We start from the raw sequence: 25,287 nt of genomic DNA on the forward strand, positions 1-25,287 counted from the left end.
AGGGAGGTCCGAGGTCGAGTGCGTTCACCGCACGAGGGCGAGCGCCGTGCGGCCCGCCACCTGCTCAAGGGCGGTCTCGGCCAGCCGCCGCCCGAGGTGCTCAGCGGTCCGAAGGTCCGCCCCGGAGGGCGAGTCGCCCGGGCCCATGTCGGACGGCGACTGGGCCATCGCGCCGAGGAAGCCGCCGAGGCGGTTGAGGTCCTCCGGGGTTCCGGTCGTGGAGTACTCACCGCCGGGCGGCAGGCCCAGCGAGACCCAGTTCATGCCGTGCTGCGCGGCGAAGACCGAGAGGGAGACCAAAACGTTCAGCTTGTCGCCGTTGACGCCCGCGGAGTTGGTGAAGCCGGCGGCGAGCTTTCCGGCCCAGCCCTGCTCCATCCAGATCGGCGCGCTGGCCTCGGCGAAAGCCTGGAAGACGGCGGACTGGCTGCCCATGTAGGTCGGCGTGCCGAAGACAATCGCATCGGCGGAGGCCAGGGTCTCCCACAGCTGGTCGTTCACAACGGCCACGTCGCACAGCTCGGCCTGCGCTCCGGGCACCGACCCGGCTCCGGCGGCGACCGCACGAGCCTGGCGGGCGGTGTGGCCGTAGCCGCTGTGGAAGGCGACGGCGACGGCGACGTTTTCGGGCATGGTGAAGTCCTCGCAGGTCTGATAGTCGGCGGGCAGGTTTCCCACCACCGGAAGAGACAGTAGGCGACCGGTCAACTAAAAACCACCCTCTATAGTTGACCGGCCGTATACTTATCCTCATGGGACGGACGAGCACGGCACGGGAACGACTGCTGGACGCTGCCTGCGGCCTGATGCTGAAACGCGGTTACGGCACGATCGGCGTCGCCGAAATCTGTGCCCGCGCGGACGTGAAGAAGGGCAGCTTCTACCACTTCTTCGAGTCGAAGCAGGCCCTGACGATCGAGGCGATCAACGCCCACTGGGCGGCCCAGCGGCCGGATTGGGTGGCGACCTTGCGCGGCGACGGGCCGGCGGAGGACCGGCTGGAACGGCTCTTCCTCGACCAGGCGGCAGCCCAGCGCGCGGCGAAGACGGAGGGCGGCGCGGTCAACGGGTGCCTGTTCGGCAATCTGGCGCTGGAGATGAGCACCCAGGACGTGGTCGTCCAGGCCCGCCTGGCAGCGATCTTCGACGAGCAGATCGACCTGGTTCACGCCACGCTGACGGATGCCGCGGAGCAGGGCACCATCCCCACTCCTGCCGCGACCCGCACCACCGCCCGCGCGGTACTCGCCCAGCTGGAAGGCATGGTCATGTTCGCGAAGCTGGCAAACGACCCCTCCGTACTGGACGAGCTGTGGGCGCAGACCTCCCGGCTCCTGCGAAGCTAGGGGGCGCGCAGCGCGCCGTGTGCGGACGCGGACGTCCTTGCGGACTTGAGGGGGTGGCTGTGCAGGGGGAGCATGGAGACACCTGGAGCGTCAGGAGACCCACACGGCGCGGGTTGAAGCCGTCCAAGGCGCGTTTCCTGCTGGCAGGCGGCGGGAGCGCCCGGAATGAGCCCAGTCGATTCCTTCGCGGGGACTCCGGTCAGCCGCTGGCCCAGCCGCCGTCCCGGCTCGGCTGCTGGACCGCCTCAGCGTTGCCGCGATGGTTCTGGCACCGAGGGGCGGATCGTGTTCGGGAGCCCGCAGGCCGAGGAGCTGTTCGGATACACCGCCGAGAAGTCCCTGGGCCAGTACGCGGGACGAGTGCTGCTCCACGAGCAGGACCTGGACCTGGTGATCCGGCTGTTCGCCGAGGTGATGGAGCAGCGGGCAGAGCTGGGCGGGGCCCTCCGCGTACGGCACAAGGACGGCAGAGCCCGGCTGGCGGAATTCCGCAACATGCGGCTGCTGGACGACCGCGGCGATGTGTACGCCCTCGGCATCGCCGCTGATCACAGCGCCCTCGAAAGGGCCGAGGGACCTCGCCCTGTCCGAGCGGCTTGTCGCTCAGACGCGGCGGGCGATGGCCGTCGTGGACACCGATCTGCGTTACATCCTCGCCAACCGTGCCATGGAGGTCATAGACGGGCTGCCTGCCGACGACCATCTCAGACGGCACATCCACGAGACGCAGCCCTTCGCCACCGTACGGCAGTTGGAGGAGGCGGCCCAGGCGGAGCAGTTCCGGTTCCGAAGGGGGCAAGGACGAGCTAGCCTGTCGTCAGGCGACTGACCTGCGGAAACGGCCACTTGCTCAACCCCCGGGCCAAGGGAGCGATCCTGTAACCCCTCCCAAAGCATCTGCGGTGCTCAACGGAACCCGACTGGGTGACAGAGCTGCGTAGACCTCCTGCCGACTCTCGAAGACCGTTCCCAAGGCCTCAGTTGGGAACCTGATGGGAACAGCAGGACAAGGAAGCTCGCGAAGGATCGCGAAAGATCACTCCCCCGCCTTCCCTCATCAGTCCACTGACCTGTGAAAACGGCGAAACATCAAGCCAGATCAGGCAAGACGAGCAAGCTTGTGATCACGCTCCTAAAGCGGGTGTCGCGGGTGCGGCTATGCGCGCGCCGGTGCCCCGCCCGCCGCCACGAACCGCACCGGTGTCCCCGGCGCCGCCTGGGCCGCCTGGGCGAGGTCGTGTTCGCGGACCACCGCGATCACCGGGTACCCCCCGGTCGTCGGATGGTCCGCGAGGAACACCACCGGGCGTCCGTCCGGCGGAACCTGGACCGCTCCCAGGACCATGCCCTCGCTCGGCAGCTCCCCGGGGACCGCCCGCTCCAGGGCCGGTCCTTCCGTGCGCAGCCCGATCCGGTTCGTCGCCGTGGACACCCGGTACGCGCGCGTGGTCAGGGTCCGCAGCGCCGCCGGGGTGAACCAGTCGTCGCGCGGACCGAGCCGTACCCGCAGCACCAGTTCGCGCGGCGGGCCCGGCCAGGGCGCGGGGCCGGCGTACGGCGGTGATGCGGGTGCCGGGCCGAGCGGCAGGACGGCTCCGTCGGCCAGCGGCGCGGGGCCAAGTCCCGAGAGGAGGTCGGTGGAGCGGCTGCCCAGGACCGGCTCGACCGCGACGCCCCCGCCGAAGGCCACGTACGACCGCAGACCCCGCACCGCGCGGCCGACGTCGAGCACAGAGCCGGCCGGGACCCGTACGGCCGCGCCCCAGGCCGCCGGGCGCCCGTCGATCCGTACCGCGCACGGCGCCCCGCCCACGGCGACCGTGACCGCGCACCGGGGACGCACCGCGCAGCCGTCGAGCGTGGTCTCCAGGACGGCCGCGTCCTCGGCGTTGCCCACGAGCCGGTTGACCAGACGCGCCGCATACGGGTCCAGCGCCCCCGAGTGCGGCACGCCCAGATGGGCATGGCCCGGCCGCCCCAGGTCCTGCACGGTGGTCAGCGCCCCGGCCCGTACGACGGCGAAGGCCCGGTCGGTCATCGCCGCTCCGCCGGTACGGGGACGAAACGGACCCGGGTGCCCGGTGCGAGCAGGGCCGCGGGTTCCCGCGCCACGTCCCACAGGGGCACGTCGGTGGTCCCGATCAGCTGCCAGCCGCCGGGCGAGGAGCTGGGGTAGATCCCGGTGTACGGCCCGGCAAGGGCGACCGAACCGGCCGGTACGGACGTACGGGGGGTGTCCCGGCGCGGCACGGCGTACTCGTCGCCGAGCCCGGTCAGATACCCGAATCCGGGGGCGAAACCGCAGAACGCGACGCGGAACTCGGCCGTCGAGTGGATCCGTACGGCCTCCTCGGCCGGCACCCCCCAGAGCCGCGCCACCGACTCCAGATCGGGCCCGTCGTACCGCACCGGCACCTCGACCGCGGCCGCCACGCGCGCGTGGAGCGGCGGAACATCCCACCCCGGAAGCTCAGCGGCGAGCCTCGCGGGCCGCTCCAGCCCGTCCAGGAGCACGGTCCGCGCCGCAGGCACGATCTCCCGGACCCCCGGCAGGGCGCCCGAGGAGCGGCGGCGCAGCAGCTCCGCGTGGAACGCCTCGGCCTCCTCGCCGCTGTCCAGCTCCACGAGCAGCGCACGGTCGCCGACCTGACGGGTCCTCATACGGATGCTCATACGAAGGCCTCCACGCGGACCCCGGAGGCCTCCAGCTGCGCCCGGACCCGGCGGGCCAGACCGACCGCCCCGGGCGTGTCCCCGTGCAGGCACAGCGAGCGGGCCCGTACCGCGACCGACTGCCCGCAGCGGGTGGTGAGCACCCCGAACCGGGCCATCGACACGGACCGTTCCACGACCGCGGCCGGGTCGGTGACGACGGCACCCTCCTGCCCCCGTGGCACGAGGGTGCCGCCCGGTGTGTAGGCCCGGTCGCCGAACGCCTCGGTGACGACCGGCAGCGCGGCCTTCTCCGCCATGGCGTGCAGCCGCGAACCGGGCAGCCCGAGGACCGGCAGCCGCCCGCCGGCCAGCAGCACGCCGTCGACGACGGCCTGCGCCTGCTCCTCGTCGTGCACGACCCGGTTGTAGAGCGCACCGTGCGGTTTCACATACGACACCCGCGACCCGGCCGCCCTGGCGAACACCTCCAGGGCGCCGATCTGGTAGGCGATCTCGGCCGTGAGCTCGTCCGCCGGCACGTCCATCGAACGCCGGCCGAACCCGGCCAGGTCCCGGTAGGACACCTGGGCCCCGATGCGTACCCCGCGCTCGGCCGCGAGCGCGCAGACCCGTCGCATGGTCGCGGCGTCACCTGCGTGGAAACCACAGGCGACGTTCGCGCTGGTGACCACCGACAGCAGTTCTTCGTCGTCGGTGAGCCGCCAGCGCCCGAAACCCTCTCCGAGGTCGGCGTTGAGGTCGATCGAGGTCCAGGTCATGGTGGGAACTCCGCCCTGGTCAGGCGACGCGGTACTGCGCGTCGCGGACGTCGGTGATCAGCATCCGGCCCGGCGCGTGGGTGAGCGCGAACGGCGGCCGGGACGCCACCACCGCCGCCTGCGGGGTGACCCCGCAGGCCCAGAACACCGGTACGTCACCCGGCTCGGCGGCCACGGCGTCCCCGAAGTCGGGACGGCCGAGGTTGCCGATGCCCAGCGCCGCCGGATCACCCGCGTGCACGGGCGCGCCGTGGACGGCGGGCATCAGCGCGCTGACCCGCCGGGCCGTCTCCACGAGCGGCCCGGGCACCGGCCGCATGGAGACGACCATCGGGCCGTGCAGCCGCCCGGCCGGCCGGCAGCGCCGGTCGGTGACGTACATCGGGACGTTGCGGCCCTGTTCGACATGGCGCAGCGGCACCCCGGCCGCGGCGAGCGACGCCTCGAAGGTGAAACTGCACCCGATCAGGAAGGCCACCAGATCGCGCCGCCAGTGCGCGGTCACGTCCGTGGGCTCGTCGACCAGCAGGCCGTCCTCCCAGACGCGGTAGCGCGGCAGGTCGGTCCGCAGATCGGCGCCCGGCGCGAGGACCGTGGTCCAGGCCCTGGCGTCGGTGACGTCGAGCACCGGGCAGGGCCGCGGGTTGCGCGTGCAGAACAGCAGCACGTCGTACGCCCACTCCGCGGGCACCGCGATCAGATTGGCCTGGGCGTGGCCCGGCGCCCAGCCGGCCGTCGGCCCGGTCGCTCCCGCCCGGGCACGCGCGCGTGCCTCCCGCCCGGTCCGCGGAACCGTCTCCGTCCGCGCCCCGGTGGTCATACGAGCTCCTTGCCGCGCGTCTCGGGCAGCCCGAGGAGCGCGACGACGGCGATGCCATAGCCGATGGCCCCGAACACCAGCGCGCCGCCCACGCCCCAGCTGTCCGCGAGGAAGCCCACCAGGGTCGGGAAGAGGGCGCCCACGGCGCGGCCGGTGTTGTACGTGAACCCCTGGCCGGTGCCGCGGACCGCGGTCGGGTACAGCTCGGCGAGGAAGGAACCGAAGCCGCTGAAGATGGCGGACATGCAGAAGCCGAGGGGGAAGCCGAGGACGAGCAGCAGGCTGTTCGCGCCGGCCGGGATGTTGGTGTAGGCGAGGATGCACAGCGCCGACAGGACCGCGAACAGCGCGATGTTCTTCTTCCGCCCCAGCCGGTCGGTGAGGTAACCGCCGGTGAGGTAGCCGATGAACGCGCCGGAGATCAGGAACGTCAGATAACCGCCGGTGCCCACAACCGTCAGCCCGCGCTCGGTCTTGAGGAAGGTGGGCACCCACGTGGCGAGCGTGTAGTAGCCGCCCTGCACACCCGTGGAGAGCAGCATCGCGAAGAACGTGGTGCGCAGCAGGTCCGTGCGGAAGATGGCGGTGAACGAACCGCGCTCGGCGCTCGCCCGGCGCGCCTCGGCCGCCCGCGGGGCGTCCTCGACGTTGCGCCGTACGTACACCACCAGCAGGGCGGGCAGCGCGCCCGTCCAGAACATCACGCGCCAGGCGGTGTCGGCGTCGAGGAAGTGGAACACCAGCGTGTAGACGATCACGGCCAGCGCCCAGCCGGCCGCCCACGCGCTCTGGATGCCGCCGAGCGTACGGCCCCGGTGCTTCGCGGAGGCGTACTCGGCGACCAGGATCGCGCCGACCGCCCACTCGCCGCCGAAGCCGAGCCCCTGGAGGGCCCGGAACACCAGCAGGGTCTCGTAGTTGGGGGCGAAGCCGCACAGGAGCGTGAAGAGCGCGTACGTGATCACCGTGATCATCAGCGCCTTCACGCGGCCGATGCGGTCGGCGAGGATGCCCGCGAGCGCGCCGCCGACGGCGGAGACGACCAGCGTGACCGTGGTGAGCAGACCGGTCTGGCCGCTGTCGAGGCTGAAGTAGGCGGCGATCGCCACCATCGACAGCGGCAGCGTGAAGAAGTCGTAGGAATCCAGGGCGTATCCGCCGAAGGCGCCGCCGAACGCGCGCCGGCCGCGCGGTCCGAGGGCGCGCAGCCAGGCGAACGCGCCGGTGTCGTCGGGGCGTTCGCCCTGGAGGGACTGCGGGGACTGAACCGTACTCATCTGCACCTCGCAGAGGGGAGGAGCGTGCCTGAGAGACGTACCGAAGGGTCGTGCGGTGTTGTCAACGTAGGGGATTGTTCAACGATCCGACAAGAGGCATGTTGTCTCGTTCTGAATTCTGCGATTGACTCGGCCGCGGACGACGGACGAGAAGAGGCGCGGTGAGCACCAACGGGACGGGGATCGGCGAGCTGGCGGACGACCGCCCGCTCCTTGGGCGGACCAGCACGGCCGAACGGGTCGCGGACATCCTGAGCACCCGGATCGCCGAAGGCTTCTTCCCGCCCGGCGCCCGCCTCTCCGAGGACAGCATCGGCGGCGCCCTCGGCGTGTCCCGCAACACACTCCGCGAGGCGTTCCGCCTGCTCACCCGCGAACGCCTGCTGGTCCACGAACTCAACCGCGGCGTCTTCGTCCGGGTCCTCGCCGTCGACGACGTCGACGACATCTACCGCACCCGCCGCCTCGTCGAATGCGCCGTGGTCCACGGCCTCGGGCAGCCCCCGTACCTCCTCGACGGCCTCGTCGCCGCCGTCACCGAAGGCGAACGCGCCGCCCGCGAGCAGGACTGGAAAGGCGTCTCCACCGCCAACATCCACTTCCACCGCGAACTGGTCGCCCTCGCCGGCAGCGCCCGCACCGACGAGCTCATGCGCGTCGTCCTCGCCGAACTCCGGCTCGCCTTCCACGTCGTGGCCGACCCCCGGGCCCTCCATGAGCCCTATCTCATAAGGAACCGGGAGATCCTGGACGCCCTGCGGGCCGGCGAACGGGCCACCGCGGAACGGCTCCTCGTCCGGTACCTCGACGACTCCCGGGCACGCCTGATCGAGGTCTACGCCCGGCTGGTCGACGACGCCGACGACCCCACCGCCGACGACTGACCGGCCCCCGCACGCAAGGTCCCGACGCCTGACCGGCCCGCTGCCGCGCCCCGTCGCCGACGCCCGACCACCCCGCTGCCGCGCCCGGCGCCGAAACCGACCGCGCCGTCGCCGAAGGCTGACCACCCGGCCGTCGCGCGCCCTCGCCGACGCCCGACCGGCCCGCTCCGGCGCCCCACCGCCCACGCCTGACCGGCCCTCCAGTGCCTCGCCGCCCACGCCTGACCGCCCGGCCCCGCGCCCCGTCACCGACGCCCGACCACCCCGCTGCCGCGCCCCGCCGTCGGCCGCATCTGCGCCGTTTCGACCGTTGTCAGTGCGAGGACCTAATCTGTGCACCGTGACTTCGCCTGCCTCGACGGACTTCGCTCCGCCCCAGCTCAGCGCGGGGCCGCGGCCCGCGCAGGGCCCGGCCGCCGACGAAGGGCTCGCGCGGCGGCTGCGCGCGCTCGCGTGCACCGCGCCCCTGCACGACCTGGACGCGCGCAAGGCGAATCTGGCCGGTGAGTACTCGGTCTACGCGATGGCGGAGGTGGCCCTCGCCGCCATCGACCTCGTCACCCTCAACATGGACTTCGACACCGGCGCCGACCACGAGCAGATCGTCGCCCGGCTGCTGCCCCGCGTCGCCGCCCAGGCCCCCGGCCGCCCCGCCGCGGAGCACGAGCGCGTCGCCCGCTGGGTGCTGGAGAACCTGATCAACGTCGGCAGCGTGGACCGCGGCTTCCGAGCGGTCTACGGCACGTTCGGCCCCGACGGCGTGTACGTCCGGCGGGACTACGACTTCAAGCTGATCGAGGAAGTCCCCGGCTACGGCGGCAGCGTCTACCTCCGTACGACCGACGAAGCCGTCAACGTCCTGGTCGGCGCCCTCGACACCGATGTCACCAGCGCCCAGATCGCCGCCGAGGTCAAGCTCGAGGTCCTGATCAGCCGCGGCCGGCTCGCCGACGCGCAGCTCGCCGCCGAGCAGGCGCGCTACCGCACCGTGCAGTACGCCGAGACCCTCCGCAAGACCCTGGAGGCGACCCGGCGCAACGTCCGCGCGGTGGACTGGCTGCAGGCCGTACCCGACATGATCGCCGAGGCGCTCGACCACGTCGCCGACCGCTACCGCCACGAGAACGCGATCCTGACCAACATCCGCAAGGCCCGCGACGAGGCGGAGGACCAGGAGCACAAGCGGCGCGCCGCCGAGCTCGTGGACATCGTCAAGGACTGCATCCGCCGTCACACCCAGCTCCAGTCCCGCCTCCTGGACGCCGGACCGCTCTTCCGCGCCGAACAGGACCGGCAGGCCTTCGCGGCGCCCGCCCCGCACACCGGCATGGACCTCTACGGCCAGCTGGTCGCCCCGATCCTGCCGCTCCCCGTGGAACAGGCCATACGCGTCACCGACGCCTTCTTCGCCAAGGGAACCGGACTGCGCACCCCCGTGTCGGTGCGGGTCACGGACCTCGTCGACATGCTGCTCACGCCGCCCGTCGAGCGGGAGCACCTGGGCGCGGAGATGCCCGAGCCCGACCTGATCGCCACCCCCGACGACAGCCGCTTCAGCGAGGAGCAGCTGGCCGCCGCCATGGAACTCCTCGACCTGGAGCACGACGCCCCGCGCCGCCTCTCCGGCCTCCTCGCCGAAGCCCGCCGCCGGGACCCCGACCTTCCCTACCTGGTGGCCCTCCTCGCCGTCCACGCGGCGAGCCCTCCGGTCGGCACGGCCTACCGCCAGGGCGAGGAGCGGCTGCTGTTCGCCGTCGACGACGGCACGGAACTGAACGACCCCGAGTTCGGCGGCGCCGACCTGATAGTCGGCACGGCCCTCCTCGACGCGGCCGGCATGGCCGCGGACCGCCAGGAGTCCACATGACGGCCCCGGGCCGACAGAGGGCGCTCCCCGCCCAAGTCGGCCCGACCCGACCCCGGGCGCACGCTCGCCGCCCCGCCGGGCCGGCCACCGCGAGGTCCGAGCCGAGCGGCCCGGACCTCGTGCCGGCCTCCCGCGACCTCGCGCCGGAGACCCGGTCCGTCCGCGCGGGACATGCCGTGCTCGCCCGCCGCTCGGCCCCCGCCCGCCCCCGGACACGGACCGCCCCGCACCCCCGCCCCACCGCACCACCGATCACCCGCACCACCGATCACCCGCACCAAGGAGCCCCAGCCGTGAGTGACCACCACGCAGAGCACGCCGACGCGTGGAGTGAGGCCGAGGGGGCGCCGGCCGCGCCCGTCGCCGCCGGCGGGGTCACTCCCGCCGACGCGGCCGACGCCGCACGGCTGGTCTCCTTCGGGCTGCAGCCCAAGCTGCTGCCCGCCCGGGACGCCGAGTACGCCGACCTGCTCCGCCGCTACCGCGAGGAGCCCGCCTTCGCGCGGCTCGCCGACGCCGTCGCCACCGGCCTTGGCCTCGTCGTCCTCGAAGTCTCCCCGCGCGCGGGGATGGCCGTCACCGCGGGCGAGGACTCCGTCTTCGCCGTCCGCATGGGCGACTACGCCCGCCGCGCCTCCACCGACTCCGCCGACCGCTTCCTGCACGGCCTCGCCCATCTCGCCGTCGCCGCCATGGCCTTCCCCCGCCCCGAGGACCTCGCCGACGACGGCTACATCGGCCGCCTCACCGTCAACGGCGTCGACGCCTTCGTACGCCAGGCCTGCCGCCGCCTCGAAGAGCGCGCCGAGGAGCAGGGCGAGAACACCGACCCCGCCACCGACGCCCCCGGCCTTGAGGCCGCCTGGCGGATCTACGCCCGGCGCAGTGCCACCGGCGCCACCAAAGACGCCCGCCGCCTCGCCGGTTCCACCACCGGCATCGTCGGCAAGGCCGTCGCCTTCCTCACCGACTCCGGCTTCCTCCAGCGCACCGGCGACGACGCCGGCGGCTCGTACCGCACCACCGCCCGCTACCAGCTCCAGGTCCGCGACATGGCCGGCAGCGCCGCCATGGCCGAGCTCCTCGACCTCGGCATCGTCCCGGTCACCGACGGCTCCGCCACCCTCCTGCCGCCGCCCGAGGGCGACGACCTCGAGCTCGCCGCCGACGCCGGCCTGCCCTTCCACGCGTAACCGCCCCTCCAGACGACGAGAGTCCGCCGCCATGTACGAGCTGTCCCGGGTCCGCCTCTACTCCATCGGTCCGGCCGGTGCGCGCTACGCCGACACGGTGCTGGACCTGCGGGGAGTCGGCGAGCCCGTGCCCAACCCCGCCCCCACGCAGGCGGAGTTCTTCGAGGAGGAGCCGGTCGGCCCGCCGCGCCGCCCCGCCCCCGCGGGCGTGCTCTTCCTCGAGAACGGCGGCGGCAAGTCCGTACTGCTCAAGCTGATCTTCTCGGTGATGCTCCCCGGCCACCGCAACACCCTCGGCGGCGCCAGCTCCGGCGTGCTGCGCAAGTTCCTCCTCGCCGACGACTGCGGCCACGTCGCGCTGGAGTGGCAGCACACCCTCACCGGCGAACTCGTCGTCGTCGGCAAGGCCAGCGAATGGCGCGGCCGCCAGGTCTCCAACGACCCGCGGAAGTTCGCCGAAGCGTGGTACTCCTTCCGGCCCGGGCCCGGCCTCAGCCTCGACTCGCTGCCGGTCGCCGAAGCCACCTCCGTCCGGCCGCCCGCCGAAGGCACCTCCGGCGCCCAGGGCCGCCGCCGCACCATGAAGGGCTTCCGCGACGCCCTCACCGACGCCGGCAAGGCCTACCCCCACCTGGAGGTCTACTGGGAGGAGATCCACGACCGCTGGAACGAACACCTCGGCGACCTGGGCCTCGACCCGGAACTCTTCCACTACCAGCGGGAGATGAACGCCGACGAGGGCGAGGCCGCCGGCCTCTTCGCGGTCAAGAAGGACTCCGACTTCACCGACCTGCTGCTGCGCGCCGTGACCGACACCCGTGACACCGACGGCCTCGCCGACCTGGTCAGCGGCTTCGGCAACAAACTGGGCCGCCGCGCCGAACTCACCGCCGAACGCGACTTCACCGCCGGCTCCGTCGACCTCCTCGGCCGGATCGTCGACGCCGCCGAGACCCGCGCCCACGCCCGCGACATCCACGCCGGCGCCGAACGCCGCACCCGCACCCTCGCCCGCCGGCTCTCCGCCCGCGCCGCCGAGGAACGCGGCCGCGCCGCCGAGCTCGCCCAGCAGGTCACCGCCGCCGCCCACACCGTCACCGAAGCCGAGGCCGCGCGCAGCCGCAGCTCCCTGATCGCCGCCGAACTGGCCTACCGCCATGCCTCCCTGGCCCTCACCGCTGCCGAGAAGGGCGCCGCCTCCCAGCGCCGCGAGCTCACCGACGCCCGTACGCTCCACTCGGCGTGGCAGGCCGCCGAATCGGTCCTCCGGCACCGCGCCGCCGCCGACCGCTCCGCGCGCGTGGCCGCCGCGATCCGCGAAGCCGAGCGGGACGCCGCCCCCGCGCTCGCCGCCCGCGCCAAGGCCGCCGCCGATCTCGTACGCGCCCTGCAGGCCGCCGCCGAGGAAGGGGAGCGCCACGCGAGCGAGGAGGAGGAGCGCTCCGCCGCCCTCCAGGATGCGGGCGAGACCGCGCACCGCGACGCCACCGCCGCCGCCACCGAGGCCCAGCGCGCCCGCAGCGAGGCACAGCACCTGCGCCAGCGGCTCGCCGAGGTCGAGCAGGAGACCGCCGAGGCGGTACGGGCCGGCTGGCTCGACGACACCGCCCCCGACGCCGACCCCGCCCGCGCCGCGCTCGCCGCGAGCGACGCCGAGAAGACCGCCGTCGCCGCCTGGGACACCGCGCGCGACGCGGCCCGCATCGCCGGCGACCAGGCCCGCGAGGCCGCCGCCGCCGAGACCCGGGCCGAACTGGCCGCCGCCCGCGCGGCGGACGCGGCCCGCGCCGCCGCCCACGCGTACGACGCCGAGCGCCGCGCCGCCGAGTCCATCGCCGCCGACCCCCGCCTCGCCGAACTGCTCAGCCTGCCCGCCGCCACGGCGGCCCTGCCCGGCCAGCGCGGCGCCCAGCCGGCTACGCCGGCCGACGGCACCGGCCGCGCCCCAGGCTTCCCGGGCACCGGCTACGCCACCGGCACCGCGGCACACGGCGCCCGCCCGGACGGCCCCCTCACCGTCACCGAGTTCGACCGCTACGCCGACGAACTGCGCGAACTGCTCGACCAGTCCATCGCCTCCGCCGAGCGCAGCCTCTTCGAGCTGCGCACCGCCGCCGCCGACGACTCCCGGATCCTCGGCGCCCTCGGCGACGGCGGCCTGCTGCCGCCCGGCCCCGACGTCCTCGCCACCGTCGAGTACCTCGGCGAACACGGCATCCCCGCCCTGCCCGGCTGGCGCTACCTCGCCCAGGCCGTCGACCCGGCCGACCACGCCGCCGTCCTCACCGCCCGGCCCGAGCTCGTCGACGGCGTGGTCATCACCGACCCCGTCTCCTACGCCCGCGCCCGCGAAGTGCTCGCCGGGGCCGCGCTGCTGCCCCGCTCCACCGTCGCCGTCGGCACGGCGGCCGCCCTGCTCGCACCCGTACCGGCCCCGGACGCCACCGGCGACACCGACGTCTTCCTCGTCCCGCCGAACCCGGCCATGCACGACGAGCACGCCGCCGACGAGGAGCGCCAGGCCCTGCGCGCCCGCGCCACCGCCCGCGACGAAGAGATCCGTACGCTCGCCGCCCGGCTCACCGGCGACCGCTCCCTCGCCGCCCGGATCGGCTCCTGGCGCGCCGACTGCCCGCCCGGCATGCTCACCGAACTCGCGGCCGCCGCGGACACCGCCCGCGAGGCCGCCGAAGCCGCGGAGCGGACCCTCGCCGAGGCCCGCGCCGTACGGACCGAGGCCGACGAGGCGGCCGCCGAGACCGCCCGGGTACGTGACGAGCGGCAGGAGGCCGCCCAGCGGGCCCGCCGCGCCGCCGACGCCCTCGCGGGCCTCGCCTTCCGGCTGCGGGAACGCGCGGGCTGGCAGGCCAAGCTCCGCGAACTCGCCGACGACGCCGCCGAGTCCGAGGCCCGCGCCCAGACCTTCCTGGAGCGCGCCCGCGCCGCCGACGAGGACCGCCGCGCCGCCCAGCGCGCCGCCGACGACGCCCACCGCACCGCCCGCGCCCTGCGCGCCGAACGCGCCGAGATCGCCGGCGCCCCCGAGAACCTCCCCGAGGAGGACGCCGACGCCCCGCGCGCCGCGCTCCCCACCCTCCGCGAGGCCTACCGCGCCGCGTCCCAGCTGTACGAGAAGGTCGGCGTGGGCGCCGACCTCCGCGCCGAGCAGGCCCGCGCCGAGAGCGACGAGTCCGCCGCCCTCGCCGAGCTGGACCGGCTCACCAACAAGGTCCGCACCCGCGCCGAGCAGCTCCTCGAATCCACCGACGGCGCCGACGGCCCGTCCCGCCAGGCGGCCGCCGCCCGCGCCGAGTCCCTGGTCCAGATGCTGGAGACCCGCGCCTCCGAGGCCAGCGAGAAGCTCGGCCGGCTGCGCGGCGAGGCCGAACGCCTCGCCCCGGCCGACGGCGAGGCACACACCGAACTGCCCGAGGAGCAGGTCCCCGCCGACGCCGAGCAGGCCCAGGCCCTGCTGCGGACCGCCACCGGCGAACTCGCCACCCGTACCGACGCCCTGGACACCGCCCGCGCCACCCACGCCGGACTGCTCCAGGCCCACCGCGCCGCCGAGGACGCGGCCGGCGGCTTCGACGAGACCGCCGCCCTCCTGCGCGACCAGCTCCGCGAACACACCGAGGAGGAGCAGGAGGAGCCGGACCCCTACCCCGGCACCCTGGAGGAGGCCCGGCACTCCGCCGCCGAGACCCGCCGCTCCCTGCGCGGCTGCGCGGCCGACCTGTCCGCCGCCGACGCGTCCGTACGGGAGTCCTGCGACATCCTCGTACGCCACGCCAACTCCACCCGCTACGAGCAGGTCCGCACCCCGGCCCGGCAGCAGATCCGCGAACTGCCCGCGGCCGCGCTGCCGGAGCACGCCGCCAAGTGGGCCGAGGCGTTCGCCCCGCGCCTGCGTGTCCTCACCGACGAACTGGAGCAGCTGGAGCGCAATCGCGACTCGATCGTCGACCGGCTGCGCGGCCTGGTCGAATCGGCGCTCACCACGCTCCGCTCCGCACAGCGGCTGTCCCGGCTGCCCGAGGGGCTGGGGGAGTGGTCGGGACAGGAGTTCCTGCGGATCCGCTTCGAGGAGCCGGACCAGGCCACGCTCACCGAACGTCTCGGCGAGGTCATCGACGAGGCCACCCGCGCCGCCGTCAAGAAGAACTCCGACCTGCGCCGCGACGGCATGTCGCTGCTGCTCCGGGGCGTCCAGGCGGCGCTCCGGCCCAAGGGCATCGCGGTCGAGATCCTCAAGCCGGACGCGGTGCTGCGGGCCGAGCGCGTCCCGGTCGGGCAGATGGGCGACGTCTTCTCCGGCGGCCAGCTGCTCACCGCCGCCATCGCCCTCTACTGCACGATGGCGGCTCTGCGCAGCAACGACCGTGGCCGTGACAAGCACCGCCACGCGGGCACGCTGTTCCTGGACAACCCCATCGGCCGCGCCAACGCCACGTATCTGCTGGAGCTCCAGCGCGCCGTATCGGACGCGCTCGGCGTCCAGCTCCTCTACACCACGGGTCTCTTCGACACCACCGCGCTCGCCGAATTCCCGCTGGTCATCCGGCTGCGCAACGACGCCGACCTGCGCGCGGGGCTGAAGTACATCAGCGTCGAGGAGCATCTGCGCCCCGGTCTGCCCCAGCAGCGTCCGGACGGTGAGAGCGTCCACGGCGAGATCACCGCGACGCGGATGTTCCGCCGCGCCACCCCGGAGCCCCAGGCCACACCGGAACCCACCGGCACGCCGGAGCCCACGGCGGCCCCCTAGCCGCGGCCAGCGCGTCCCCCGAGGCCCACGGGGGACGCGTACGGCACATGCGGCGCGTACGGCACGCAGGGCACGTACGGCACGTACTGCCCAGGGAGTGGGAACGGGGTACGGGACTCAGGCTCGGGAGAGCCCGCCCGTGCCCCGCCTCCGTATCCGGGCGGCCTCACGGGCGGCGCCGCGCGCCTCCCGGCGGGCCCGGCGCCGCTCGCGCCGCAGCTGCCGGGCCGTACTGCTGGGCGCCGAGACCACGCCGTGCCGCTGGTTCCACACCTGGCGGGTCACCCACACGTCCAGCACGCCCCAGGTCGCCACGACCGTGCTGGCCACACTGCTGAGCACCATGGGGAAGGCGAGCCAGGAGCCGGTGAGGGAGGCGAAGAAGGCCACCATGGCCTGGATGAGCGTCACGGCCGTCAGCAACACGGCCCGCACCGCCGCCGTACGGACGGGGTCGGGCATCCGGCGCCGCCTGGCGGGCTCCTCCACCCACAACGGACGCGGAACGCTCCGCTCCGCCATGGTGTCCCCCGCCATGGGCGCCCCTGCCCGGCGCTCGTGCCTGTCCATCGCTCTGCCCACTCCCCACCAACGACCGACTTCAGGGTGGCTGCCCGTCTTGAGCCGCTTTAAGCCGGCAGCCCCCGCCCCCGTACATAAGGACGATTGGTCGGACAAAAAGATTCCCGCCGACGGAAGACTTCCAGCCATCTGTCCCTGCACGGAAAATGATGCTCTGCCAGGTGTCCTGTGCCACAGCCGGGAACGCCAACTCCCCGAATACCAGGACAACCCGTGATCAACACTCTGCTCCTCGGCCGAAAATCGTCCGGACGTGCCTTCGAGTTGGCTGGGAGGCAGTAGTAGGCTCACGCCGTTTGTTGACGTGAGAACCCCCGCACCGGGCGGAGGTCGAGCTGGGGGAGGCCATGCGCTTTCGCGGGAAGTCCATCCGCAGGAAGATCGTGGCGTTGCTGCTTGTGCCGCTTGTCTCCCTCACCGGGCTCTGGGGGTTCTCCACCGTCCTCACCGGACGCGAGGCCGACCAGCTCCTCGACGTCGGCTACATCGTGCGGAAGATCGGATACCCCCTCGAGGACACCGTCCGGGTCATCCAGCAGGAACGCCACGAGACCCTCATCTACCTCGCCGACCCTCGCGCCTCCGAAGCGCTCACCGAACTGCGCCGCCACCGTGCCGCCACCGACGAGGCGATCTCCCGGGTCCGCGCCAACGCCGAGGACCCCGACGTCCTCGACGAGATGCGCCCCATGGCGACCCAGCGGCTCAACTCCCTCCTGGACGCGATGGACGAACTGTCCGCCCTGCGCCGCTCCGTGGAGAACCGCAGCATCGGCCGCATGCAGGCCCTGGAGTTCTACAACCGCGTCGTCGACCCCTGCTACGGCTTCCTCATGTCCCTCCACGCGCTGGAAAGCGTCGAGATGGACAAGCAGGGCCGCGCCCTCGTCGGCCTGGCCCGCGCCCGCGAGATGCTCGCCCGCGAGGACGCACTCGTCGCCTCCGCCCTCATCACCCGCCGGATCACGGCCCAGGAACTGCGCGCCGTCTCCGACCTGATCGCCCAGCGCAAGCTGTTCTACGAGGTCAACCTGGAGGTCCTGCCCAGCCGGGAACGGGAAATCTTCCAGCAGTACTGGAGCAGCGCCCGCACCGGCCCCCTGCGCGAAACCGAGGACGCCCTCATAACGGCCGGTCCCACCAAGGACCCCCGCACGACCGACCTCGCGCGCTGGGAGGAGATGACCGACCCGATCCTCGAGGACCTGGCCGCCGAGAACACCAAAGCCGGCGACCGCTACCAGGAACGCGTCGAACCGGCCGCCTACAGCGTGCTCCTCAAGGCCGGCGTCGCCGGCGTCCTCGGCTTCCTCGCCCTGCTCGTCTCCGTCATCGTCTCCGTACGCATCGGCCGTGACCTCGTCCGCGACCTCCGGCGGCTGCGTAAGGAGGCCCACGAGGTCTCAGGCGTACGGCTGCCCAGCGTCATGCGCCGCCTCGCCGCGGGCGAGCACGTCGACATCGAGACCGAGGCGCCGCACCTGGAGTACACCAAGGACGAGGTCGGCGAGGTCGGCCAGGCCCTCAACACCCTCCAGCGGGCCGCCATCGAGGCCGCGGTCAAGCAGGCCGACATGCGCCGCGGCGTCGCCGAGGTCTTCGTCAACCTCGCCCGGCGCAACCAGGTCCTCCTCCACCGCCAGCTCACGCTCCTCGACACCATGGAACGCCGCACCGAGGACACCGACGAGCTCGCCGACCTCTTCCGCCTCGACCACCTCACCACCCGCATGCGCCGCCACGCCGAAGGCCTGGTGATCCTCTCCGGCGCCGCCCCCTCCCGTCAGTGGCGCAAGCCCGTCCAGCTCATGGACGTCGTACGGGCCGCCGTCGCCGAGGTCGAGGACTACGAACGCATCGAGGTACGGCGCCTGCCCCGGCTGGGCGTCGGCGGCCCCGCCGTCGCCGACCTCACCCACCTCATCGCCGAACTCCTGGAGAACGCCACGGTGTTCTCGCCCCCGCACACCGCGGTCCAGGTCCTCGGCGAGCGGGTCACCAACGGCTTCACCCTCGAAATCCACGACCGCGGCCTCGGCATGACCCCCGAGGCCATGCTCGACGCCAACCTGCGGCTCGCCGAGACCCCCGAGTTCGAACTCTCCGACACCGACCGCCTCGGCCTCTTCGTGGTCAGCCGCCTCGCCCAGCGCCAGAACGTCCGCGTCTCCCTCCAGCCGTCCCCCTACGGGGGGACGACGGCCGTCGTCTTCATCCCGGCCGCGCTGCTCACCGACGCCCCCGAGACCCAGGGCACCGGTTTCCGCCTGGACCGCAAGAACGGAGTCGACACCGGACGGCCCGCGCTCTCCCAGGTGCCCTCCCCGGCCGCCACCACGCGCGCCCTCGACGGCCCCGTCGAACTGGAGCCGCCACTCGGCACCGCCGACTTCGACGAGCGCCCCGCCTACTCCGGCATCGAAGCGATGCTGGACAGCTCCGCCGACCTCGACGACACCGAGAGCGAACGCGGCGGCCTCTTCCGGGCCCGTGACCCGCACCGCCGTACGCCCTCCGAGCACCAGCCGGCCGCCGGGCAGCACCCCGAGCGCCCCACCGGGCCCGTCCCACTGCCCCGCCGGCGCCCGCCGACCCTGGTCGCCGACCACGGCCGCCGCGTCGACGAGCCGGGCCGCGCCCACCCGGCGCCCACCGCCGACCGGCCCGGCAGCGACGAACGCCCCCGGCTGGCGCCCGCGCCCACCCTCGTACCGGCGCCCGCACCCAAGCACGCCGCACCCGCGCCCCGGACCTCCGAGCGCCAAGCACCCAAGCCCCACACGTCCGAGCCCACGACCACGCCGACGCCCCCCACACTCGTGCCCGCGCCCGCCCCCGACGAGTCACCCACCATGCTCCTCGGAGGGCTGCCCCGCCGGGTCCGCCAGGCCAGCCTCGCCCCCCAGCTGCGCGACACCGCCGCAGCGGGTGGCACGGACGGCCGCGCGGACCGCGCGGCGGCGGACACGGACATCGAGCGCGACGCGGAAGAAGTACGCAACCGCATGGCCTCGATGCAGCGCGGCTGGCAGCGCGGGCGACGGCAGAACGCCGCCACGGCCGAAAACGCCGGGACCGGCGAGACAGCACCAGGAACAACACCCGAGGGGGACGGTCGATGACCGCACCGAACGCCGCAGCACCCAACGCCACCGGAAACGGTTCCGGCGAACTCAACTGGCTCCTCGACGAGCTGGTCGACCGTGTCGGATCCATCCGCAAGGCCCTGGTGCTCTCCAGCGACGGCCTCCCCACCGGCACGTCCAAGGACCTCACCCGCGAGGACGGCGAACACCTCGCGGCCGTCGCCTCCGGATTCCACAGCCTCGCCAAGGGCGTCGGCCGCCACTTCGAGGCCGGCCGGGTCCGCCAGACGGTCGTCGAACTCGACGACGCCTTCCTCTTCGTCACGGCGGCCGGCGACGGCAGCTGCCTCGCCGTCCTCTCCGACGCCGACTCCGACGTTGGCCAGGTCGCCTACGAGATGACGCTCATGGTCAAGCGGGTGGGCGCCCACCTGACCACGGCACCCCGGACCGGCCTGCCCGCCGGCGGCTGAGGGCTCCGGGATGACTGACTCCGGCCGTCAGGGGACTCAGGATCCGCTGGACGGGCACCCCCACCACTGGTTCGACGACGACGCGGGACCGGTGGTCCGCCCGTACGCGATGACGCGCGGGCGGACCAGCAGCGCCTCCCAGCACCGTATGGACCTCATCGCGGTGGTCGTCCCGGAGCCGGCTGCCGACGACCCCGGCCGGGACCAGACGCTCTCGCCCGAGCACGTCGAGATCGTCGAACGCTGCAGCGACTTCCCCCAGTCGATCGCCGAGCTCGCCGCCGGACTGGACCTCCCCGTAGGGGTGGTCCGGGTCCTCGTCGGCGACCTCGTCGAGGACGAACTCGTCCACGTAACCCGTCCCGTTCCGCCGGCCGAACTGCCGGACGTGAGCATTCTCCGCGAGGTGATCAATGGCCTTCGGGCGCTCTAGGCGCACCAAGCCTCCGGTCGAGCCGGTGACCCTGAAGATCCTGGTCGCCGGCGGCTTCGGGGTGGGCAAGACGACCATGGTCGGCGCGGTCAGCGAGATCCGGCCGCTGCGCACCGAGGAGTCGCTGAGCGAGGCGGGGCGGCCGGTCGACGATCTGCAGGGCGTCGAGACCAAGACGACCACCACGGTCGCCATGGACTTCGGCCGGATCACCCTGCGCGAGGACCTCGTCCTCTACCTCTTCGGCACACCCGGCCAGGACCGCTTCTGGTTCCTCTGGGACGAGCTGGCCCAAGGCGCGCTCGGTGCCGTGGTCCTGGCCGACACCCGCCGCCTGGAGGACTGCTTCGCCGCGGTCGACTACTTCGAACGGCGCGGCATCCCCTTCACGATCGCCGTCAACTGCTTCGAGGGCGCCGACCGGTTCCCGACGGAGACGGTACGGGCCGCGCTGGACCTGGACGACGAGGTGCCGCTGCTGATGTGCGACGCCCGCGACCGGGAGTCCGTCAAGAACGTCCTGGTGTCGGTGGTGGAGCACGCGATGATCCTGGCCGGCCGGGAGCGGCAGCCCGCGACGATGTGACATGACGCCGATGTGACACGACACGGCCCGTACCCCCACCGACAGGGGTACGGGCCGTGCGTCATGGGGCGCCGCGATGTCACACGCCACATGGCGCCGGCCGTGATGTCACACGGGACTTGGGGCGCACGGCCACGTCACACGGCACATGGCATCCGGCCGCGATGTCACACGGCACCTGGGCCGCGCCGTGATGTCACACGGCACCGTTCTCCCAGCCGAAGCTGCGCTCCACCGCCTTGCGCCAGTTCGCGTACTCCCGCTCCCTGACGGGCGCCTCCATCCGCGGCGACCACTCCACGTCCGGCCGCCAATGGGCTTTCAGCTCGTCCGTGTCCGACCACACCCCCGTCGCCAGCCCGGCCGCGTAGGCCGCGCCCAGGCAGGTCGTCTCCGACACCCTCGGCCGGATCACCGGCACGCCCAGCACATCGGCCTGGTGCTGCATCAGCAGCTGGTTGGCGGTCATGCCGCCGTCCACCTTCAGCGTGGTGATCGCGACCCCGGAGTCCTGGTACATCGCGTCCACCACCTCCCGCGTCTGCCAGCTCGTCGCCTCCAGGACCGCCCGCGCCAGATGCGCCTTGGTGACGTACCGGGTCAGCCCTGTGACCACGCCCCGCGCATCGGCCCGCCAGTACGGCGCGTACAGCCCGGAGAAGGCCGGCACGATGTACGCACCGCCGTTGTCCGCCACGCTCGCCGCCAGCGTCTCGATCTCGTCGGCGCTGCGGATGATCCCGAGCTGGTCGCGGAACCACTGCACCAGCGCACCGGTGATCGCGATCGACCCCTCCAGGCAGTACACGGGCTCGGCGCCACCGATCCGGTAGCCGACGGTGGTGATCAGCCCGCTCTTCGACGGCACCGGCCGCCGGCCGGTGTTCAGCAGCAGGAAGCTGCCCGTGCCGTAGGTGTTCTTGGCGGTGCCGGGCTCGTAGCAGGCCTGCCCGAAGACCGCGGCCTGCTGGTCGCCGAGCGCGGAGGCCACCGGCACCCCCGCGAGCCGGCCCACGGCCGTCCCGTACACCTCCGCCGACGACCGGATCTCCGGCAGCATGGCGAGCGGCAGGTTCATCGCGGACAGGATCGCCTCGTCCCACTGGAGGGTGCGCAGATCCATCAGCAGGGTGCGCGAGGCGTTGGTGACGTCCGTGACGTGGACGCCGCCCTCCGTGCCGCCGGTGAGGTTCCAGATCAGCCAGGAGTCCATGGTCCCGAAGGCGATCTCGCCGCGCTCGGCCCGCTCCCGCAGACCGGGTACGCGGTCGAGCAGCCAGGCCGCCTTGGGGCCGGAGAAGTAACTGGCCAGCGGCAAGCCCGTGGTGTCCCGGAAGCGGTCCTGACCGTGCTCGCCGGCGAGCTCCTCACAGAGCGCGGCGGTACGGGTGTCCTGCCACACGATCGCGTGGTGCACGGGCCGGCCGGTGGCCCGGTCCCACAGCACGGTCGTCTCCCGCTGGTTGGTGATCCCGAGGGCGCTGAGCTGGTCGGCCCGCAGCCCGGCCCTGGCGAGCGCGCCGGCCACGACCTCCTGCACCGTGGACCAGATCTCGGTGGCGTCGTGCTCCACCCAGCCCGGGCGGGGGAAGATCTGACGGTGTTCGCGCTGGTCGACGGCGACGATCCCACCGTCCTGGTTGAAGACGATGCAGCGGCTCGAGGTGGTGCCCTGGTCGATTGCGGCGACGAACGTGTCCGTCATGGCGGCTCCTTGGGCCGAAGGCGGAGGCTGGGCGGAGGCTAGAAGGCTGCGTTGAAGACCAGACCGGCGAGCAGACCCCCGACGACCGGGCCGGCGACCGGCACCCAGGCGTAGCCCCAGTCCGACGTGCCCTTGTTGGGGATCGGCAGCAGCGCGTGCGCGATGCGCGGACCCAGGTCACGGGCGGGATTGATGGCGTAGCCGGTCGGACCGCCGAGCGACATGCCGATCCCGACGACCAGCAACGACACCAGCAGGATGGAGATGCCGGAGCCGTACACGCCGGCGGCCTGGCCGGTGACCTGTCCGACGCCGATGCCGTCGTTACGGGCGAAGGCGAGCACCGGCAGGACGAGAGCGACGGTGGCGATGATCTCGGTGACGAGGTTGGCGACCGGATGCCGTATCTCGGGCCCGGTGGCGAAGATCCCCAGGGTCGGCCGGGCGTGCGCCGCGTCCGCGTTCGCCCGGAACTGCGCGTAGTAGACGAGCCAGGTCAGTACGGCCCCGAGGAAGGCGCCGGTCATCTGCCCGAGGATGTACCACGTCACATCGGACCAGACGCCGGTGTCGACGGCGAGGCCCAGGGTCACGGCGGGGTTGAGATGCCCCCCGGAGAGCGGGGCGGCGGTGTACGCACCCGCCAGCACGGCGAAGCCCCAGCCGAAGGTGATGACCACCCACCCGGCGCCCTTCGCCTTCGAGAAGTTGAGGGTGACGGCGGCACACACACCGGCACCGAGAAGGATGAGCAGAGCGGTACCGATGACTTCACCGACAAAGATGTTCCCATTGCTCATGGCTGCTCCTCAGCAGGGTGCTTCGTCCATGGCCAGGAAGTGGTGATGTACGGCGATGCCGACGAGGAGGCAGTTTTCTCCGCTCATGACGGGGCGTCAAGCATGCTGACAGTACGAGTGGTTCAGGAGAGGTGCAGGGGCGGGCCGGCGTGCAATGTGCCACAGCACACGCCTGCGCTGGGCTCACTCCACGGACTCAGCGCACGGCGACGACCGCCGAACCGTGTCCGAAGAGCCCTTGGTTCGCCGTGATCCCCACCCGCGCGCCCGGCACCTGACGCCCGCCCGCCGTGCCGCGCAGCTGCCAGGTCAGCTCGCAGACCTGCGCGATCGCCTGAGCGGGCACCGCCTCGCCGAACGAGGCCAGACCACCGCTGGTGTTGACCGGGATGCGCCCGCCGAGAGCGGTGATCCCCTCCCGTACGAGCTTCGCCCCCTCTCCGGCCCCACACAGCCCGAGGTCCTCGTACCACTCCAGCTCCAGAGCGGTCGACAGGTCGTACACCTCCGCCAGCGACAGGTCCTCCGGGCCGATACCCGCCTCCTCGTAGGCGGCGCGGGCGATCGAGGCGCGGAAGGTGTGCGGTGCGGGGGCGACGACGGCGGCCGAGTCGGTGGCGATGTCGGGCAGGTCGAGGACGGCCTTGGGGTAGGTCGGGGTGACGGTCGAGACCGCCCGGATACGGACCGGGTCGGTGGCCCCGTGCCGCCGTGCGAACTCCATGCTGGACAGCACCAGCGCCGCTCCGCCGTCGGAGGTGGCGCAGATGTCGAGCAGCCTCAGCGGGTCCGCGACGACGGCGGAGCCCGCCACCTCCTCGGCGGTGACGGCCTTGCGGTAGCGGGCCCGGGGGTTGAGGGCGCCCGCTGCCGCGTTCTTCACCTTGACCAGGGCGAAGTCGTGCGGAGTGTCACCGTGCAATGCCATACGGCGCCGGGCGTAGAGCGCGAAGTACGTGGGGTTGGTCGCCCCGAGGACCCGGAACCGCAGCCAGTCGGGGTCGTCGGGCCGATCGCCTCCCGCCGGAGCGAAGAAGCCCTTCGGCGCGGCGTCGGCGCCCACGACGAGGACCACGTCCGCGAGCCCCGCGAGGATCTGGGCCCGGGCGGTGGCGATGGCCTGCGCCCCGGAGGCGCAGGCGGCGTACACACTGGTTACCCGCGCGCCCTGCCAGCCGAGGGCCTGGGCGAAGGTCGCCCCCGCCACGTACCCGGGGTACCCGCCGCGCACGGTGTCGGCGCCGACGACGGATTGCACGTCCCGCCACTCGACCCCGGCGTCGGCGAGGGCTTCCCGGGCGGCCACGGTTCCGTACTCGACGAAACCGCGCCCCCATTTGCCCCAAGGGTGCATCCCGGCGCCGAGCACGGCGATGTCCCGTGCGCCGGGTTCCCCCGGTGCCATGTGACCTTCTGTCATTTCACCCACTGCCATGTCACCGGCCACCATGTCTCCAGCCGCCATGCCGTCCGCTGCCATGTCATTGCGCGCCATGTGACCGGCTGCCATGTCACCCGTCACCGCGCCTCCCCGCCTTCCCCCGGCCGCACCGACAGCACAGGTCGCCAGTGCCAAGTCGTCCAGACCGTGCCCGTCTCCGGATCCTCGTCGAGGACACCAGGCACGACCTCGACCTCCGCACCGACGGCCAGGCCGGCGACGCCCACACCGGGCACGGCCTGGCCGAGGACGACCATCGCCTCGGCCGCCAGCTCGACGGCGACGAGCGTGTACGGCTCCCACGCGGTGTCCGGGTCGGAGACGTACGGCGCGGGGGGCCGGTATCTCCCGTCCGTGTACGACCACACTCGGCCGCGCTTGGAGAGCGGCACCTCGGTCAGCTCCTCGCCTCCGCACGCGGGGTTGCGGCAGAAGGAGTCCTCACGCGGGAAGAAGACCGAGGCGCAGGCCGCGCAGCGGGTACCGAGCAGCCGGAAGTCCTCCTCGTCGACGCCCTGCGTGAACCACCCGGCCACCACCGGTGTGTGACGTGTGACAGTCAAGGCCCCTCCCCGGCACCACGATCGGGCGG

The 25,287-nt window shown here is 73.1% G+C and carries 21 protein-coding genes and 1 pseudogene; 11 read left to right on the forward strand and 11 right to left on the reverse strand.

Features of this window, described 5'->3' with window-relative positions; translation table 11 throughout:
* Positions 1–24: 24 nt before the first annotated feature.
* Entirely contained in the window at positions 25–633 is a 609-nt protein-coding gene (locus IEZ01_RS23050; RefSeq protein WP_028797301.1) for a flavodoxin family protein, read from the reverse strand.
* A gap of 119 nt (positions 634–752) precedes the next feature.
* On the opposite strand from IEZ01_RS23050, the gene IEZ01_RS23055 reads away from it, so the two are divergent.
* From IEZ01_RS23055 to IEZ01_RS35140, 3 genes and pseudogenes are all read left to right on the forward strand, one after another.
* The gene (locus IEZ01_RS23055) at positions 753–1,346 is read left to right on the forward strand and encodes a TetR/AcrR family transcriptional regulator (RefSeq protein WP_028797300.1); all 594 of its coding nucleotides are present in this window, start codon (positions 753–755) and stop codon (positions 1,344–1,346) included.
* A gap of 165 nt (positions 1,347–1,511) precedes the next feature.
* Positions 1,512–1,907, forward strand: a pseudogene (locus IEZ01_RS35135) (PAS domain S-box protein); the annotation flags it as partial.
* Positions 1,867–2,175: a PAS domain-containing protein gene (locus IEZ01_RS35140; protein WP_028797299.1), complete on the forward strand. Its 309-nt coding sequence runs from the start codon at positions 1,867–1,869 to the stop codon at positions 2,173–2,175. The pseudogene IEZ01_RS35135 and the gene IEZ01_RS35140, both read left to right, overlap by 41 nt.
* 327 nt (positions 2,176–2,502) lie before the next feature.
* Here the strand turns inward: IEZ01_RS35140 and IEZ01_RS23065 are convergent, their stop codons facing one another.
* From IEZ01_RS23065 to IEZ01_RS23085, 5 genes are read right to left on the reverse strand one after another with little or no spacing between them, the layout of a single operon-like run.
* The gene (locus IEZ01_RS23065) at positions 2,503–3,384 is read right to left on the reverse strand and encodes a 5-oxoprolinase subunit C family protein (RefSeq protein ID WP_019884735.1); all 882 of its coding nucleotides are present in this window, start codon (positions 3,382–3,384) and stop codon (positions 2,503–2,505) included.
* The gene (locus IEZ01_RS23070; RefSeq protein WP_019884733.1) at positions 3,381–4,007 is read right to left on the reverse strand and encodes a 5-oxoprolinase subunit B family protein; all 627 of its coding nucleotides are present in this window, start codon (positions 4,005–4,007) and stop codon (positions 3,381–3,383) included. Before IEZ01_RS23070 ends, IEZ01_RS23065 begins: the two co-directional genes overlap by 4 nt.
* Positions 4,008–4,015: 8 nt before the next feature.
* Positions 4,016–4,780 (reverse strand): LamB/YcsF family protein, encoded by a 765-nt coding sequence (locus tag IEZ01_RS23075; protein WP_019884732.1) that lies wholly within the window; start codon positions 4,778–4,780, stop codon positions 4,016–4,018.
* Between the two features lie 19 nt (positions 4,781–4,799).
* Positions 4,800–5,600, reverse strand: a complete 801-nt coding sequence (locus IEZ01_RS23080) for a putative hydro-lyase (protein ID WP_019884731.1) — start codon at positions 5,598–5,600, stop codon at positions 4,800–4,802.
* Positions 5,597–6,877, reverse strand: coding sequence for an MFS transporter (locus IEZ01_RS23085; protein WP_019884730.1), 1,281 nt, complete (start codon positions 6,875–6,877; stop codon positions 5,597–5,599). Before IEZ01_RS23085 ends, IEZ01_RS23080 begins: the two co-directional genes overlap by 4 nt.
* 161 nt (positions 6,878–7,038) lie before the next feature.
* Here IEZ01_RS23085 and IEZ01_RS23090 point away from each other — a divergent pair, with 161 nt between their 5' ends.
* The 4 genes from IEZ01_RS23090 to IEZ01_RS23105 all read left to right on the forward strand — a co-directional run bounded on the left by IEZ01_RS23090 (position 7,039) and on the right by IEZ01_RS23105 (position 15,589).
* Positions 7,039–7,761 carry a GntR family transcriptional regulator gene (locus IEZ01_RS23090; protein ID WP_019884729.1) on the forward strand — a complete coding sequence of 241 codons (723 nt, stop codon included), beginning with the start codon at positions 7,039–7,041 and terminating at the stop codon, positions 7,759–7,761.
* A gap of 340 nt (positions 7,762–8,101) precedes the next feature.
* On the forward strand, positions 8,102–9,628 hold the full coding sequence (locus IEZ01_RS23095; RefSeq protein ID WP_189203539.1) for a hypothetical protein: 1,527 nt from the start codon (positions 8,102–8,104) through the stop codon (positions 9,626–9,628).
* A 293-nt stretch (positions 9,629–9,921) separates the two neighbouring features.
* On the forward strand, positions 9,922–10,821 hold the full coding sequence (locus tag IEZ01_RS23100) for a hypothetical protein (RefSeq protein WP_189203540.1): 900 nt from the start codon (positions 9,922–9,924) through the stop codon (positions 10,819–10,821).
* A 31-nt stretch (positions 10,822–10,852) separates the two neighbouring features.
* Positions 10,853–15,589 carry a coiled-coil domain-containing protein gene (locus IEZ01_RS23105; protein WP_189203542.1) on the forward strand — a complete coding sequence of 1,579 codons (4,737 nt, stop codon included), beginning with the start codon at positions 10,853–10,855 and terminating at the stop codon, positions 15,587–15,589.
* Between the two features lie 117 nt (positions 15,590–15,706).
* Here IEZ01_RS23105 and IEZ01_RS23110 read toward each other — a convergent pair whose 3' ends face one another.
* A complete protein-coding gene (locus IEZ01_RS23110; protein WP_019884724.1) occupies positions 15,707–16,159 on the reverse strand; it encodes a hypothetical protein in 453 nt (150 codons plus the stop codon).
* A gap of 359 nt (positions 16,160–16,518) precedes the next feature.
* Here IEZ01_RS23110 and IEZ01_RS23115 point away from each other — a divergent pair, with 359 nt between their 5' ends.
* Genes IEZ01_RS23115 through IEZ01_RS23130 form a run of 4 tightly spaced genes read left to right on the forward strand, consistent with a single transcriptional unit; the run spans position 16,519 to position 20,749 of the window.
* Positions 16,519–19,293 carry a nitrate- and nitrite sensing domain-containing protein gene (locus IEZ01_RS23115; protein ID WP_028797298.1) on the forward strand — a complete coding sequence of 925 codons (2,775 nt, stop codon included), beginning with the start codon at positions 16,519–16,521 and terminating at the stop codon, positions 19,291–19,293.
* Positions 19,290–19,730, forward strand: coding sequence for a roadblock/LC7 domain-containing protein (locus IEZ01_RS23120; protein ID WP_019884721.1), 441 nt, complete (start codon positions 19,290–19,292; stop codon positions 19,728–19,730). Before IEZ01_RS23115 ends, IEZ01_RS23120 begins: the two co-directional genes overlap by 4 nt.
* Before the next feature lie 10 nt (positions 19,731–19,740).
* A complete protein-coding gene (locus IEZ01_RS23125) occupies positions 19,741–20,163 on the forward strand; it encodes a DUF742 domain-containing protein (protein WP_019884719.1) in 423 nt (140 codons plus the stop codon).
* Positions 20,144–20,749 (forward strand): GTP-binding protein, encoded by a 606-nt coding sequence (locus IEZ01_RS23130; RefSeq protein ID WP_028797297.1) that lies wholly within the window; start codon positions 20,144–20,146, stop codon positions 20,747–20,749. The genes IEZ01_RS23125 and IEZ01_RS23130 overlap by 20 nt, the downstream gene beginning before the upstream one ends.
* A gap of 196 nt (positions 20,750–20,945) precedes the next feature.
* On the opposite strand, the gene glpK is transcribed toward IEZ01_RS23130, so the two are convergent.
* From glpK to IEZ01_RS23150, 4 genes are all read right to left on the reverse strand, one after another.
* A complete protein-coding gene (gene glpK, locus IEZ01_RS23135) occupies positions 20,946–22,454 on the reverse strand; it encodes a glycerol kinase GlpK (protein ID WP_189203544.1) in 1,509 nt (502 codons plus the stop codon).
* A gap of 38 nt (positions 22,455–22,492) precedes the next feature.
* Positions 22,493–23,254: an MIP/aquaporin family protein gene (locus IEZ01_RS23140; RefSeq protein ID WP_019884712.1), complete on the reverse strand. Its 762-nt coding sequence runs from the start codon at positions 23,252–23,254 to the stop codon at positions 22,493–22,495.
* Positions 23,255–23,450: 196 nt separating this feature from the next.
* Positions 23,451–24,659, reverse strand: a complete 1,209-nt coding sequence (locus IEZ01_RS23145; protein ID WP_019884710.1) for a lipid-transfer protein — start codon at positions 24,657–24,659, stop codon at positions 23,451–23,453.
* Positions 24,660–24,772: 113 nt separating this feature from the next.
* Positions 24,773–25,234 (reverse strand): Zn-ribbon domain-containing OB-fold protein, encoded by a 462-nt coding sequence (locus IEZ01_RS23150; protein WP_019884708.1) that lies wholly within the window; start codon positions 25,232–25,234, stop codon positions 24,773–24,775.
* Positions 25,235–25,287: the final 53 nt, after the last annotated feature.

Source organism: Streptomyces purpureus, from assembly GCF_014648195.1.
GTDB classification, from domain to species: Bacteria; Actinomycetota; Actinomycetes; order Streptomycetales; family Streptomycetaceae; genus Streptomyces; species Streptomyces purpureus.

What these genes read in the sequence shown, in the direction of transcription:
- IEZ01_RS23050 (WP_028797301.1), bottom strand. Translation starts at nt 633, where the DNA reads ATGCCCGAAAACGTCGCCGTCGCCGTCGCCTTCCACAGCGGCTACGGC.
- IEZ01_RS23120 (WP_019884721.1), top strand. Translation starts at nt 19,290, where the DNA reads ATGACCGCACCGAACGCCGCAGCACCCAACGCCACCGGAAACGGTTCC.
- IEZ01_RS23140 (WP_019884712.1), bottom strand. Translation starts at nt 23,254, where the DNA reads ATGAGCAATGGGAACATCTTTGTCGGTGAAGTCATCGGTACCGCTCTG.
- IEZ01_RS23080 (WP_019884731.1), bottom strand. Translation starts at nt 5,600, where the DNA reads ATGACCACCGGGGCGCGGACGGAGACGGTTCCGCGGACCGGGCGGGAG.
- IEZ01_RS23145 (WP_019884710.1), bottom strand. Translation starts at nt 24,659, where the DNA reads ATGGCACCGGGGGAACCCGGCGCACGGGACATCGCCGTGCTCGGCGCC.
- glpK (WP_189203544.1), bottom strand. Translation starts at nt 22,454, where the DNA reads ATGACGGACACGTTCGTCGCCGCAATCGACCAGGGCACCACCTCGAGC.
- IEZ01_RS23085 (WP_019884730.1), bottom strand. Translation starts at nt 6,877, where the DNA reads ATGAGTACGGTTCAGTCCCCGCAGTCCCTCCAGGGCGAACGCCCCGAC.
- IEZ01_RS23115 (WP_028797298.1), top strand. Translation starts at nt 16,519, where the DNA reads ATGCGCTTTCGCGGGAAGTCCATCCGCAGGAAGATCGTGGCGTTGCTG.
- IEZ01_RS23075 (WP_019884732.1), bottom strand. Translation starts at nt 4,780, where the DNA reads ATGACCTGGACCTCGATCGACCTCAACGCCGACCTCGGAGAGGGTTTC.
- IEZ01_RS23110 (WP_019884724.1), bottom strand. Translation starts at nt 16,159, where the DNA reads ATGGACAGGCACGAGCGCCGGGCAGGGGCGCCCATGGCGGGGGACACC.
- IEZ01_RS35140 (WP_028797299.1), top strand. Translation starts at nt 1,867, where the DNA reads ATGTGTACGCCCTCGGCATCGCCGCTGATCACAGCGCCCTCGAAAGGG.
- IEZ01_RS23125 (WP_019884719.1), top strand. Translation starts at nt 19,741, where the DNA reads ATGACTGACTCCGGCCGTCAGGGGACTCAGGATCCGCTGGACGGGCAC.
- IEZ01_RS23065 (WP_019884735.1), bottom strand. Translation starts at nt 3,384, where the DNA reads ATGACCGACCGGGCCTTCGCCGTCGTACGGGCCGGGGCGCTGACCACC.
- IEZ01_RS23070 (WP_019884733.1), bottom strand. Translation starts at nt 4,007, where the DNA reads ATGAGGACCCGTCAGGTCGGCGACCGTGCGCTGCTCGTGGAGCTGGAC.
- IEZ01_RS23055 (WP_028797300.1), top strand. Translation starts at nt 753, where the DNA reads ATGGGACGGACGAGCACGGCACGGGAACGACTGCTGGACGCTGCCTGC.
- IEZ01_RS23105 (WP_189203542.1), top strand. Translation starts at nt 10,853, where the DNA reads ATGTACGAGCTGTCCCGGGTCCGCCTCTACTCCATCGGTCCGGCCGGT.
- IEZ01_RS23130 (WP_028797297.1), top strand. Translation starts at nt 20,144, where the DNA reads ATGGCCTTCGGGCGCTCTAGGCGCACCAAGCCTCCGGTCGAGCCGGTG.